The sequence below is a fragment of the Bacillus sp. M5A3_1b genome, assembly GCF_053345335.1.
In genome coordinates this window covers 128,821-142,397 of record NZ_JBKEZY010000001.1, presented here as the reverse complement: position 1 = coordinate 142,397, position 13,577 = coordinate 128,821, and the positions used below count along the sequence as shown (strand labels likewise).

The window sequence follows — 13,577 nt, the reverse complement described above, 5'->3', positions numbered from 1 at the left end:
GATATCAAAAACCATTTAGGAGGAACTATATTATGTCAGTAATTTCTATGAAGCAATTGCTTGAAGCTGGTGTTCATTTCGGACATCAAACTCGTCGTTGGAACCCAAAAATGAAGCGTTACATTTTCACAGAGCGTAACGGTATCTACATCATCGACTTACAAAAAACTGTGAAAAAAGTTGAGGAAGCTTACAGAACGATGCGCGACATCGCTGCTGAAGGTGGAGACATTTTATTCGTAGGTACTAAAAAACAAGCACAAGAAGCTATTAAAGAAGAAGCAACTCGTGCTGGTATGTACTTCGTTAACCAACGTTGGTTAGGTGGAACTTTAACAAACTTCCAAACAATCCAAAAGCGTATCAAGCGTCTTAAAGACATCGAAAGAATGCAAGAAGATGGTACTTTCGAAGTACTTCCTAAGAAAGAAGTTGTTCAACTTAAAAAAGAGTTAGAGCGTCTTGAGAAATTCTTAGGCGGTATTAAAGATATGAAAGGTCTTCCAAGTGCATTATTCATAGTAGACCCTCGTAAAGAGCGTATTGCAGTTGCTGAAGCACGCAAATTACACATTCCAATCATCGGTATCGTTGATACAAACTGTGATCCAGACGAAATCGATCACGTTATCCCAGCAAACGATGATGCAATTCGTGCTGTAAAACTTCTTACATCTAAAATGGCAGACGCGATCCTTGAAGCAAAACAAGGTGAAGAAACTGTTACTGCGTAACAAATTTGGAAAGGTGATAAGGGGTTCGGCCTTTTATCACCTTTTTTAAGGTATAAACACCTTTATAAAAGGTATAAATACATATTTTAGGAGGATGAAAAATATGGCAATCACTGCACAAATGGTAAAAGAACTTCGTGAAAAAACAGGCGCAGGTATGATGGACTGCAAAAAAGCTTTAACTGAGACTAATGGCGACATGGAGAAAGCAATTGACTTCTTACGTGAAAAAGGTATTGCAAAAGCTGCTAAAAAAGCAGACCGCATCGCTGCTGAAGGCTTAACTTTCATCGAAACAAACGGTAACGAAGGTTTAATCTTAGAATTAAACTCTGAAACTGATTTCGTTGCGAAAAACGAAGGTTTCCAAGCATTAATTAAAGAATTAGCTGCACACTTATTAACTAACAAACCAGCTAACATTGAAGAAGCTATGGCTCAAACAATCGAAGGCGGCAAAACAGTAGAAGAGCACATCAACGAAGCAATCGCTAAAATTGGTGAAAAACTTACACTTCGTCGTTTCGAAATCGTATCAAAAACTGATGCGGATGCATTCGGCGCTTACCTACACATGGGTGGACGTATTGGTGTATTAACAGTTCTTGAAGGTTCTACTGACGAAGCTGCTGCTAAAGATGTAGCAATGCACATCGCAGCAGTTAACCCTAAATACATCGACCGCGATGCTGTAACAGCTGAAGAAGTTGAGCATGAGCGTCAAGTATTGACACAACAAGCTTTAAACGAAGGCAAGCCTGAAAAAATCGTTGCAAAAATGGTTGAAGGCCGTCTAGGCAAATTCTTCGAAGAAATTTGCTTACTTGACCAAGCATTCGTTAAAAACCCTGATATGAAAGTTCGTCAGTTCGTTGAGTCTAAAGGCGGAACATTAAAAGGATTCGTTCGCTACGCTGTTGGTGAAGGTATCGAAAAACGCGAAGACAACTTTGCTGAAGAAGTAATGAACCAAGTAAAAGGTAGCAACTAATAAAGATTAGGGAACACATTGTGTTCCCTTTTTTAAAATAAAGATGTAAGCAATTGGAGGTTCATTATGAGTAAACCGAAATATAATCGTGTCGTATTAAAGCTAAGCGGAGAAGCGTTAGCTGGCGAACAAGGATTTGGAATTAACCCGTCTGTTATTAAATCAGTTGCAGAACAAGTGAAAGAAATTGCAGAACTTGATGTAGAGGTTGCTGTTGTTGTTGGTGGCGGAAACATTTGGCGTGGAAAAATCGGAAGTGAAATGGGAATGGATCGTGCTGGAGCAGATTACATGGGTATGTTAGCAACAGTTATGAACTCATTAGCTCTTCAAGATAGCCTAGAGAATGTTGGAATTCAAACTCGTGTTCAAACTTCAATCGAAATGCGTCAAGTAGCAGAGCCTTACATTCGTCGTAAAGCAATTCGTCATCTAGAGAAAAAACGTGTTGTGATCTTTGCAGCAGGTACAGGTAACCCATATTTCTCTACAGATACAACGGCAGCACTACGTGCAGCGGAAATCGAAGCAGACGTTATCTTAATGGCGAAAAACAATGTAGATGGCGTATATAATGCAGATCCATCTCTTGACCCAACAGCTACGAAATACGAAACACTTACTTACTTAGATGTATTAAAAGAAGGTTTAGGTGTAATGGATTCAACAGCTTCTTCTTTATGTATGGACAATGATATTCCATTAATTGTATTCTCGGTTATGGAAAAAGGTAACATTAAACGTGCCGTTTTAGGCGAAAATATCGGAACAGTTGTAAGGGGGAAATAAATATGGGACAACAAGTATTGAAGTCTTCAAATGAAAAAATGGAAAAAGCAGTTGCTGCTTACTCTCGTGAATTGGCAACAGTTCGCGCAGGTCGTGCAAGCTCGTCTGTATTAGATAAGGTACAAGTTGATTACTATGGTGCACCAACACCTGTTGTGCAATTAGCGAACATTACAGTTCCAGAAGCACGTTTACTTGTAATTCAACCTTATGATAAAACTTCTATCGGTGATATTGAAAAAGCAATCTTAAAAGCAGATTTAGGCTTAAATCCTTCTAATGATGGAACTGTAATTCGTATTGCATTCCCTGCATTAACAGAAGAGCGTCGTCGCGATCTTGTAAAAGTTGTGAAAAAATATGCTGAAGAAGCAAAAGTTGCTGTTCGTAACGTACGTCGTGACAGTAACGATGATCTTAAGAAGCTTGAAAAAGCTGGCGATATTACAGAAGATGATTTAAGAGGATATACTGAAGATATCCAAAAAGAAACAGATAAATATATTGCAAAAGTTGACGAAATCGCAAAAAACAAAGAAAAAGAAATCATGGAAGTGTAATAGCGATACCTTCGCAAATATGACCCTCTTCTTAAGGGGGTCTTTTTACACTTTTAGGCATACGTCTGCTTGCTGGAGGGTATGAATGATGTTTAAAAACTTTCCTTTTTTTAAAAGTAAAAAGGTCGCATCGTTTGATCATCTCGTTGAAAAAGTGAAAAAAGGATACATCCCAGAACATATTGCCATCATTATGGATGGTAATGGAAGATGGGCAAAGAGGAGAGCGATGCCTCGTATTGCGGGACATCATGAAGGCATGCAAGTTGTAAAGAAAATCACAAAATTTGCAAGCAAACTTAATGTGAAAGTGTTAACTCTTTATGCTTTTTCAACTGAGAACTGGAAAAGACCGAAAAAGGAAGTTGACTATTTAATGAGGCTTCCAGAAGAATTTCTAGGTACATTTTTACCAGAATTGATTGAAGAGAACGTACAAGTCCGAGTGATAGGACAACAAGATCGTCTTCCTACGCACACACGCAGAGCGATGGAAAAGGCCATGGAAGATACGAAAGAGAATACGGGATTAATTCTTAATTTCGCGTTAAACTATGGAAGTCGAGATGAGATCGTTTCTGCTGTGCAACATATGGTGAAAGATAGTGAGGAAGGAAAAATTCGTGTTGAAGATGTAAGTGAAGAAATGCTTTCTTCCTACTTAATGACGAGTTCTTTACCTGATCCAGAGTTGTTAATTCGTACGAGCGGAGAGCTACGTATTAGTAATTTCATGTTATGGCAAATTGCATATTCGGAGTTTTGGTTTACAGATGTGTATTGGCCAGATTTTACCGAGGAACATTTGCTAAATGCGATTACAGACTTTCAACATAGAGGGCGCAGATTCGGAGGCGTGTAGAAAGAGAGGGTTTGGTAGTGAAACAGAGAATTATTACTGGAGTGGTTGCTGCCGCGCTATTCATTCCCATCGTAATTTACGGTGGCGTGCCTTTTACGGTTTTAGTGTATGCACTTGCTTCTATAGGTTTATATGAATTAATTCGTATGAATAAGCTTACGCTTATTTCAATACCAACAGTTTTAGCTGCAGTATTATTATGGGTTATTTTAATTCCAAGTAGTGCATCAGAACTGTTTACTTGGATTGGATTAGGTAAATTAGAAATCACATTTGTGATTGTTTTATTACTTTTATCATATACAGTCCTTTCTAAGAATACATTTACTTTTGACCATGCTTCCTTTTTACTAATGGCAACAACATATGTTGCAATGGGATTCTTATATTTGAATGAAACGAGAATTTTAGGAATTAAATATGTGTTTTGCGCATTATTTGTTATATGGGCTACCGATTCAGGCGCATATTTCGTAGGGAAAGCATTAGGAAAAAGAAAATTATGGCCAGAAATTAGTCCGAATAAAACGATTGAAGGTTCATTAGGCGGCATCGTTTGTGGGATTGTTGTGGCACTTGTTTACAATATGTTCTTCCCAGTTGAGGCTAATGTAGGGATTTTAATTGTGTTGACAATTATCATTTCTATTTTTGGACAAATTGGTGATTTAGTACAATCTGCATTTAAACGTCATTATGGCGTAAAAGATTCAGGTACAATTTTACCTGGACATGGTGGTATATTAGATCGAACAGATAGTTGGTTATTTGTTTTACCAATTCTCTACTTCTTATTACAATACAATTAATAAATGAACGAGGGGTTGGAGTCATGAAAAACATTAGTTTATTAGGTGCAAGCGGATCAATTGGTACACAAACTTTAGATGTATTACGCTCGCACCCAGACCAATTCCGTCTCGTTGCTTTTTCTGTAGGGAAAAATATTGACTACGCAGTAAAGGTAATTCAAGAATTTTCTCCGCAAATTGTCTCTGTGCAAAGAGAGGAAGATGTTTTAAAATTACAAGCTGTCTCTGGTAATACAAAAATTGTATATGGTAGTGAAGGGCTTTTAGAAGTAGCATTACATCCAGATGCAGAGATTGTAGTAAATGCTGTTGTAGGTAGCGTAGGGTTGTTACCAACACTTCGTGCAATTGAGGCGAAAAAAACAATCGGAATTGCAAACAAAGAAACGTTAGTAACCGCAGGGCATCTTGTAATGGAAGCAGCACGAAAACATAATGTTTCGTTACTTCCAGTAGACAGTGAACATTCAGCTATTTTTCAATGCTTGAATGGTGAAAATGAAAAAAGAATTTCTCGACTAATTATTACGGCTTCTGGTGGAAGTTTCCGTGATAAAACGAGAGATGAATTGCATCATGTGACCGTAGAAGATGCGCTTCGACATCCAAACTGGTCAATGGGTTCGAAAATTACAATTGATTCTGCTACAATGATGAATAAGGGGCTAGAAGTAATTGAAGCACATTGGCTTTTTGGTATCCCTTATGAGCAAATCGATGTTGTTTTACATAAAGAAAGTATTATTCATTCTATGGTTGAATTTGAAGATCGTAGTGTGATGGCACAGCTTGGCTCACCTGATATGCGAGTACCAATTCAATACGCACTTACATATCCTGATCGATTACCTCTTTCAGACACAAAGCAGTTAAATTTATGGGAAATGGGAACATTGCATTTTGAGAAAATGAACCAAGAACGTTTCCGTTGTTTGCGTTTTGCGTATGAAGCTGGAAAAACAGGTGGAAGTATGCCAGCTGTAATGAATGCAGCGAATGAAGTAGCTGTTGAAGCGTTTTTACAAAAGAGAATTGGTTTCTTAACAGTGGAAGACCTCATTGAAAAAGCAATGAACCATCACAATGTCATTGCACGTCCGAGCTTAGAGGAAATTCTGGAAATTGATGCAACCACAAGACGGTTTGTGATGGAACAAATTTAGCAAAGGTGGTATGGAATTGAATACAGCGATTGCCTTTATATTAATTTTCGGTGCACTCGTATTTTTCCATGAGCTAGGGCATCTATATTTCGCAAAAAGAGCAGGTATTTTATGCCGTGAGTTTGCGATTGGTTTTGGTCCGAAAATATTCTCATTTGAAAAGAATGAAACGGTGTATACGATTCGATTACTGCCCCTTGGTGGCTATGTAAGAATGGCTGGCGAGGATGCAGACACAGTTGAGTTAAAGCCTGGAAAAAAGGTTGGCCTTGTATTAAATGAAAAAGACGAAGTTGCGAAATTAGTTTTTGATGGATATGAAAAGTATCCAAATGTTCGTGTCATTGAAGTCGAACAAGCTGATTTAGAGCATAATTTAACAATTTCGGGCTATGAAGAGTACGAGGAAGAGCTTCAAACATTCCGAGTGAATGAAAAGGCTCGTATTATTACTGCTGGTGAAGAAATACAAATTGCTCCGTATAATAGGCAATTCGGCTCCAAGAAATTGGGTCAACGTGCCTTAACAATCTTTGCAGGTCCTGCAATGAACTTCATTTTAGCATTTGTTATTTTTGTGATTCTTGGATTTGTACAAGGTGTTCCTGTTGACAAGCCAATGGTCGGAAAAGTAATGGAGAATAGTGCAGCCGAGCAAGCCGGATTAAAAGAAAATGATACAATTCAAGCAATCGATGGGAAAAACACAAGTACATGGAAAGATGTTGTTACCATTGTACGTGAAAACCCAAATAAAGAAATTACGTTACAAGTAAAGCGTGATAATGAACAGTTTAATGTAAAAGTAACGCCAACACTTGATAAAGAAGGAAAAGACGAAGTAGGTAGAATTGGTGTTTACTCTCCAGTAGAGAAAACAGTAATGGGTTCTATTAAATCAGGATTTGAACAAACATACCAATGGACAAAACTAATTTTTGATTCACTTGTGAAATTAGTAACTGGTCAATTCTCTATTAATGAGTTGTCAGGTCCAGTAGGAATTTATAATCTAACAGATCAAGTCGTAGATTATGGATTTACGCGTGTATTAAGTTTAGCAGCAGTTTTAAGTATTAACCTTGGTTTATTTAATTTACTACCAGTCCCTGCTTTAGACGGTGGACGTTTGTTCTTCTTCTTAATTGAAGCGTTACGAGGGAAACCAATTGACCGCCAAAAAGAAGGAATGGTTCACTTTATTGGTTTTGCATTATTAATGTTACTTATGTTAGTTGTAACTTGGAATGACATTCGTAAGTTTTTCTTGTAAAATAAAGTGAAACTTATAATGAAATAGAGCTCGTAGAATAAAATCCCTCACCTAACTCGAGGTGAGGGGTTTTACTGCGTGTAAGAGTAAAATGAAGAGGTGCGAATAAATGAAACAAAGTATGGTATTCAGTCCTACGTTACGTGAAGTTCCAGCTGATGCGGAGATTAAGAGTCATCAGTTATTACTTCGTGCAGGTTTTATGCGTCAAAATGCTTCTGGTATTTATAGTTTTCTACCATTTGGATTAAAAGTACTACACAAAGTAGAACGTATCGTTCGAGAAGAAATGGAGCGCGCAGGAGCTGTAGAATTATTAATGCCAGCGATGCAAGCTGCAGAATTATGGCAAGAATCAGGCCGTTGGTATTCTTACGGATCTGAATTAATGCGTATGAAAGATCGTAACGCTCGTGAATTCGCATTAGGAGCGACACATGAAGAAGTAATTACGGATCTTGTACGTGATGAAGTGAAATCATATAAAAAATTACCGTTAACATTGTACCAAATTCAAACGAAATTCCGTGATGAACAAAGACCTCGTTTCGGTTTATTACGTGGAAGAGAGTTTCTAATGAAAGATGCATACTCTTTCCATGCTACACAAGAGAGTTTAGATGAAGTATACGATCGCTTATACAAAGCATACTCTAACATTTTTGCTCGTTGTGGCTTGAATTTCCGTGCAGTTATTGCTGACTCTGGAGCAATGGGCGGAAAAGATACGCATGAATTTATGGTATTATCTGAAGTTGGTGAAGATACAATTGCATACTCTGATACATCTAATTATGCAGCAAACATCGAAATGGCTCCTGTGGTAGCTACGTATACGAAGAGTGATGAAGCAGAAAAGGCACTTGAAAAAGTAGCAACACCAGATCAAAAAGCAATTGAAGAAGTATCTGCATTCTTAAACATTGAAGCTGACAAGTGCATTAAGTCTATGGTATTTAAAGTAGATGAGAAATTAGTAGTTGTACTTGTTCGTGGTGATCATGAAGTAAACGATGTAAAAGTGAAAAATGTATACGGCGCTTCAGTTGTTGAGCTTGCTTCTCATGAAGAAGTGAAAGAGTTATTAAACTGTGATGTTGGTTCTTTAGGACCGATTGGTGTAACAGGTGATATCGAAATTATCGCAGATCATGCTGTAGCATCAATTGTTAACGGATGTTCAGGAGCGAACGAAGAAGGGTTCCATTATGTAAATGTAAATCCAGAACGTGACTTTAAAGTAAGTCAATATACAGATTTACGCTTCATTCAAGAAGGAGACCAGTCTCCAGATGGAAATGGAACAATTCTTTTCGCACGCGGAATTGAAGTTGGCCATGTATTCAAATTAGGAACTCGTTATAGTGAAGCAATGAACGCAACATTCCTAGATGAAAACGGAAAAACACAACCACTTATTATGGGTTGTTACGGTATCGGTGTATCTCGTACAGTGGCAGCAATCGCAGAGCAGTTTAATGATGAGAACGGTTTAGTTTGGCCAAAAGCTGTTGCACCGTTCCATGTGCATGTAATTCCAGTAAATATGAAATCTGATGCGCAACGTGAAATGGGTGAAAACATCTACAACTCATTACAAGAGCAAGGGTACGAAGTATTACTAGATGATCGTGCAGAACGTGCAGGTGTTAAATTTGCAGATGCAGATTTATTCGGCCTTCCAGTTCGCGTGACAGTTGGTAAAAAAGCAGACGAAGGTATTGTAGAAGTGAAAGTACGTGCTACAGGCGAGTCTGAAGAAGTGAAAGTAGAAGAACTTCAAACATATATTGCAAATATTTTAAAATAAGAAGAGGTACCTCGTAATGAGGTACCTTCTCTTTCTTTGTAAACGTATTTTGTAAAAGAAGAAGGGAGAAATCTTTCTTTGTAGTACGTTTCAATTTATAATAGCAAATGGAAGGAGAGTGCTTATGTCTTTAACAAATGAACAACAAGAGCGATTTCAAATTTTGCTCCAGCAGTTGCAAATACCAGACGACCTTATAAATCAATATTTACAAGGTGGTGGCATTGAAAGGCTCGTTATTGATAAAACGAATAAAAGTTGGCATTTTGATTTACAAGTGCCACGAATTTTGCCTACAGAATTATATGAATTGCTAGAAACAAAGCTTAAGCAATCATTTTCTCATATTGCAAGAACAACATTTGCATTAGAAACAGAGAATAAACAATTTACAGAAGAAGAAGTGAGGGCGTATTGGCCACTTTGTACGGAACGAATTACATTTTCACCTATGTTTGCTTACTTAAAAAAGCAGCTTCCGCAGGTGAATGGAGTGAAGTTGCTAATAAATGTGAATAATGAGCTCGAATCTACTGCTTTAAAGAAAAACGTTGCGAAACCAGTAGGGGATCAATACGAAACTTTTGGATTCCCGCGTTTTCAGTTAGACACACATATACAGCAAAATACAGAAGAAATGCAAAAGTTTCGTGAGCAAACGCAGCAAGAAGATCGTGAACGTGTTATACAAGCTATGGAAGAAATGGCAAAGAAGCAAGCTGAAGAAAGTAGCGTTGTGCATGAAGGACCGGTTGTACTCGGATATCTTATTAAGCCGGATGAAGAGATTACACCGATGCGAGAAATTCAAGATGAAGAAAGAAGAAAAACAGTTCAAGGGTATGTCTTCCATGTAGAAACGAAAGAGCTACGTAGTGGCCGTACGTTATTAACTTTAAAAATAACAGACTATACGGATTCAATTATGATCAAAATGTTCTCGCGTGACAAAGAAGATATTCCAATGCTGCAATCCTTGAAAAAAGGAATGTGGGTGAAAGCGCGTGGTTCTGTTCAAAATGATACATTCGTTCGAGATTTAGTAATGATTGCAAATGATATAAATGAAATAACAGGACCGTCTCGTAAAGATAAAGCGCCAGAAGGTGAAAAACGTGTAGAGCTGCATCTTCACACACCGATGAGCCAAATGGACGCTGTTACTCCTGTTTCTAGACTTGTTGCCCAAGCAGGTAAATGGGGACATGAGGCAATCGCTGTTACAGACCATGCTGTTGCGCAGTCTTTCCCAGAGGCATATTCTGCGGGTAAAAAGGCTGGGGTTAAAGTTATATATGGTGTAGAGGCGAATTTAGTTAATGATGGTGTACCGATTGCATATAACGAAGCGCATCGTTTACTTGCAGAGGAAACTTATGTTGTTTTCGACGTTGAGACGACAGGTTTATCAGCTGTATATGATACTGTTATCGAGTTAGCGGCTGTAAAAGTAAAAGGTGGCGAAATTATTGACCGCTTTGAATCTTTCGCAAATCCACATCAACCATTATCTGCGACGATTATTGAATTAACAGGTATTACAGATGATATGTTAACGGATGCACCAGAAGTGGACGAAGTGTTTAAAAAGTTTGAAGAATGGATGGGCGACCATACACTTGTTGCTCATAACGCAAGTTTTGATATGGGCTTTATTAACGTAGGTTTTAAAAAGGCTGGACTAGAAAAAACGAATAATCCTGTTATTGATACGTTAGAACTTGCAAGATTCTTATTCCCGGAAATGAAAAACCATCGATTAAATACGATGTGTAAAAAGCTTGATATTGAATTAACGCAACATCACCGTGCGATTTATGATACAGAAGCAACGGGATACTTACTTGTGAAAATGTTAAAAGATGTGATTGAAAAGGGATTTGAATATCACGATCAATTAAATGATAGCATGGGGCAAGGGGATGCGTATAAGCGTGGACGTCCAAGTCATATGACGTTACTTGCGACATCAGATGTAGGGTTGAAAAATTTATATAAACTTGTTTCCTATTCTCACCTAAATTACTTTTACCGTGTACCACGAGTACCAAGGTCACTATTAAAAAAATATCGTGAAGGAATTTTAGTAGGAACGGCTTGTGATAAAGGTGAAGTGTTTGAGGCGATGATGCAAAAAGCTCCTGAAGAGGTAGAAGAAATTGCGCAGTTCTATGATTACATTGAAGTAATGCCTCCAGAGGTGTTACGTCATTTAGTAGAGCGTGAACTTGTTCGAGATGAGGGACAATTAAAAACAATTATTTCTAACTTAGTAAAACTAGGTGAGACGTTAGATAAACCAGTTGTTGCTACAGGAAACGTGCATTATATAGATCCAGAGGATGCAATGTATCGCAAGATTTTAGTCAGTTCGCAGGGCGGAGCCAATCCGTTAAACCGACATTCATTACCACCTGTACATTTCCGTACAACGGATGAAATGTTAGAGTGTTTTTCATTCTTAGGTGAAGACGTAGCGAAAGAAATTGTTGTAACGAATACACAAAAGATTGCATCATTAATTGGTGATGTTCATCCAGTGAAAGATGATCTATATACACCGAAAATTGAAGGTGCAGATGATGAGACGCGTGATATGAGTTATAAAATGGCGCGTAGCATTTATGGTGAAGAGTTACCTGAAATTGTAGAAGCACGTTTAGAAAAAGAATTAAAAAGTATTATTGGGCATGGATTTGCCGTAATTTATTTAATTTCACATAAGCTTGTGAAAAAATCGTTAGTAGACGGATATTTAGTAGGTTCGCGTGGATCGGTGGGTTCATCATTCGTTGCAACGATGATGGAAATTACAGAAGTAAACCCATTACCACCACACTATGTATGTCCGAAGTGTAAGCAATCAGAATTCTTTAATGATGGTTCTGTAGGTTCTGGTTTTGACTTGCCGGATAAAGAATGTCCTGCATGTAATGTTCCATACGTGAAAGATGGACATGATATTCCGTTCGAAACGTTCCTTGGATTTAAAGGAGATAAGGTACCCGATATCGATCTGAACTTCTCCGGGGAATACCAACCACGTGCCCATAACTATACGAAAGTACTGTTCGGTGAAGATTATGTATACCGTGCGGGTACAATAGGTACAGTTGCGGAAAAAACGGCTTATGGATATGTAAAAGGTTATGCAAATGATCATAATTTAACGATTCGAAATGCAGAGATTGACCGCTTAGTAGCAGGATGTACGGGCGTAAAACGTACAACCGGACAGCATCCAGGTGGTATTATCGTTGTGCCAGATTACATGGATATCTTTGATTTCTCACCAATTCAGTTTCCGGCAGATTCAATAGGGGCTGAGTGGAGAACGACACACTTTGATTTCCACTCCATTCATGATAATTTATTGAAACTTGATATACTAGGACACGATGATCCTACTGTTATTCGTATGTTACAAGATTTAAGTGGTATTGATCCGAAAACAATCCCAACAGACGATCCGGAAGTAATGAAAATTTTCTCAGGACCGGAATCGTTAGGGGTAACGGAAGAACAAATTAACTGTAAAACAGGTACACTTGGTATACCAGAGTTTGGTACGAAATTCGTAAGGCAGATGTTAGAAGAGACGAAACCTACGACATTCTCTGAGTTAGTCCAAATCTCTGGACTATCACATGGTACAGACGTATGGCTTGGTAATGCAAACGAGTTAATTTATAACGGTACATGTACGCTGAGTGAAGTTATCGGTTGTCGTGATGACATCATGGTATATTTAATCTATCAAGGTTTAGACCCATCGTTAGCCTTCAAAATCATGGAGTCAGTTCGTAAAGGTAAAGGTGTACCGGAAGAATGGGAAGATGACATGAAAAGTAATAATGTACCAGGTTGGTATATTGATTCATGTAAGAAAATAAAGTACATGTTCCCTAAAGCCCATGCGGCTGCTTACGTACTTATGGCTGTACGTATTGCATACTTTAAAGTACATTTCGCGCTTCTATTCTATGCGGCATACTTTACAGTTCGTGCAGACGACTTTGATGTAGAGGCGATGGCGAAAGGTTCAGCATCTATACGTGTAAGAATTGATGAAATTGCGCAAAAAGGTTTGGATGCAGCGCCGAAAGAAAAAAGTTTATTAACAGTACTAGAAATGACACTTGAAATGTGTGAGCGTGGATACTCATTCCAAAAGGTTGATTTATACCGTTCGCATGCAACAGAATTTATTATTGATGGGGATACTTTAATTCCTCCATTTAATGCAGTGCCTGGACTTGGTACAAACGCAGCTTTAAGTATTGTAGAAGCACGCAAAAATGGAGATTTCTTATCAAAAGAAGATTTACAGCAGCGCAGTAAGGTTTCGAAAACAATTATTGAGTATTTAGATAGTCAAGGTTGCTTAGGCGATTTACCTGATCAAAACCAGTTATCACTGTTCTAATAGGTAGGAAAATTCTTTGCAAATCAACATTTGCTATGGTATACTATTAACCGAGATAACCATGTCATGTATATTGTGTAAAAAAAAGAGTGGGGAAACCCACTCTTTCGTGTTACTATCTACGTTTTATTGATGTGGAGAGGTAAGAAATTTCTGT

Annotated in this window: 10 protein-coding genes; all 10 read left to right on the top strand. The window is 38.0% G+C overall.

Annotated features, from left to right (window positions below; translation table 11 throughout):
• Positions 1-32: 32 nt before the first annotated feature.
• The 10 genes from rpsB (at position 33) to ACLBWW_RS00615 (ending at position 13,420) form a co-directional block, all read left to right on the top strand.
• Entirely contained in the window at positions 33-734 is a 702-nt protein-coding gene (gene rpsB, locus ACLBWW_RS00660) for a 30S ribosomal protein S2 (protein ID WP_048546000.1), read from the top strand.
• A gap of 103 nt (positions 735-837) precedes the next feature.
• The gene (gene tsf / locus ACLBWW_RS00655; protein WP_048545999.1) at positions 838-1,725 is read left to right on the top strand and encodes a translation elongation factor Ts; all 888 of its coding nucleotides are present in this window, start codon (positions 838-840) and stop codon (positions 1,723-1,725) included.
• 66 nt (positions 1,726-1,791) lie between these two features.
• Positions 1,792-2,514: a UMP kinase gene (gene pyrH, locus ACLBWW_RS00650; RefSeq protein ID WP_048545997.1), complete on the top strand. Its 723-nt coding sequence runs from the start codon at positions 1,792-1,794 to the stop codon at positions 2,512-2,514.
• Between the two features lie 2 nt (positions 2,515-2,516).
• Positions 2,517-3,074, top strand: coding sequence for a ribosome recycling factor (gene frr, locus ACLBWW_RS00645; RefSeq protein ID WP_000531506.1), 558 nt, complete (start codon positions 2,517-2,519; stop codon positions 3,072-3,074).
• An 85-nt stretch (positions 3,075-3,159) separates the two neighbouring features.
• Entirely contained in the window at positions 3,160-3,936 is a 777-nt protein-coding gene (gene uppS, locus ACLBWW_RS00640; protein ID WP_000971311.1) for an isoprenyl transferase, read from the top strand.
• A 17-nt stretch (positions 3,937-3,953) separates the two neighbouring features.
• Positions 3,954-4,745: a phosphatidate cytidylyltransferase gene (cdsA, locus tag ACLBWW_RS00635; protein ID WP_048545995.1), complete on the top strand. Its 792-nt coding sequence runs from the start codon at positions 3,954-3,956 to the stop codon at positions 4,743-4,745.
• A 23-nt stretch (positions 4,746-4,768) separates the two neighbouring features.
• Positions 4,769-5,911, top strand: coding sequence for a 1-deoxy-D-xylulose-5-phosphate reductoisomerase (gene dxr / locus ACLBWW_RS00630; RefSeq protein WP_000790363.1), 1,143 nt, complete (start codon positions 4,769-4,771; stop codon positions 5,909-5,911).
• A gap of 16 nt (positions 5,912-5,927) precedes the next feature.
• A complete protein-coding gene (gene rseP / locus ACLBWW_RS00625; protein WP_001090238.1) occupies positions 5,928-7,184 on the top strand; it encodes an RIP metalloprotease RseP in 1,257 nt (418 codons plus the stop codon).
• 109 nt (positions 7,185-7,293) lie between these two features.
• Positions 7,294-8,994, top strand: coding sequence for a proline--tRNA ligase (locus tag ACLBWW_RS00620; RefSeq protein ID WP_048545992.1), 1,701 nt, complete (start codon positions 7,294-7,296; stop codon positions 8,992-8,994).
• 124 nt (positions 8,995-9,118) lie between these two features.
• Entirely contained in the window at positions 9,119-13,420 is a 4,302-nt protein-coding gene (locus tag ACLBWW_RS00615; protein WP_048545990.1) for a PolC-type DNA polymerase III, read from the top strand.
• Positions 13,421-13,577: the final 157 nt, after the last annotated feature.

Excerpts from the sequence above, each read along its gene's own strand:
- rpsB (WP_048546000.1), top strand. The coding sequence starts at position 33 with ATGTCAGTAATTTCTATGAAGCAATTGCTTGAAGCTGGTGTTCATTTC.
- tsf (WP_048545999.1), top strand. The coding sequence starts at position 838 with ATGGCAATCACTGCACAAATGGTAAAAGAACTTCGTGAAAAAACAGGC.
- pyrH (WP_048545997.1), top strand. The coding sequence starts at position 1,792 with ATGAGTAAACCGAAATATAATCGTGTCGTATTAAAGCTAAGCGGAGAA.
- frr (WP_000531506.1), top strand. The coding sequence starts at position 2,517 with ATGGGACAACAAGTATTGAAGTCTTCAAATGAAAAAATGGAAAAAGCA.
- uppS (WP_000971311.1), top strand. The coding sequence starts at position 3,160 with ATGATGTTTAAAAACTTTCCTTTTTTTAAAAGTAAAAAGGTCGCATCG.
- dxr (WP_000790363.1), top strand. The coding sequence starts at position 4,769 with ATGAAAAACATTAGTTTATTAGGTGCAAGCGGATCAATTGGTACACAA.
- ACLBWW_RS00620 (WP_048545992.1), top strand. The coding sequence starts at position 7,294 with ATGAAACAAAGTATGGTATTCAGTCCTACGTTACGTGAAGTTCCAGCT.
- ACLBWW_RS00615 (WP_048545990.1), top strand. The coding sequence starts at position 9,119 with ATGTCTTTAACAAATGAACAACAAGAGCGATTTCAAATTTTGCTCCAG.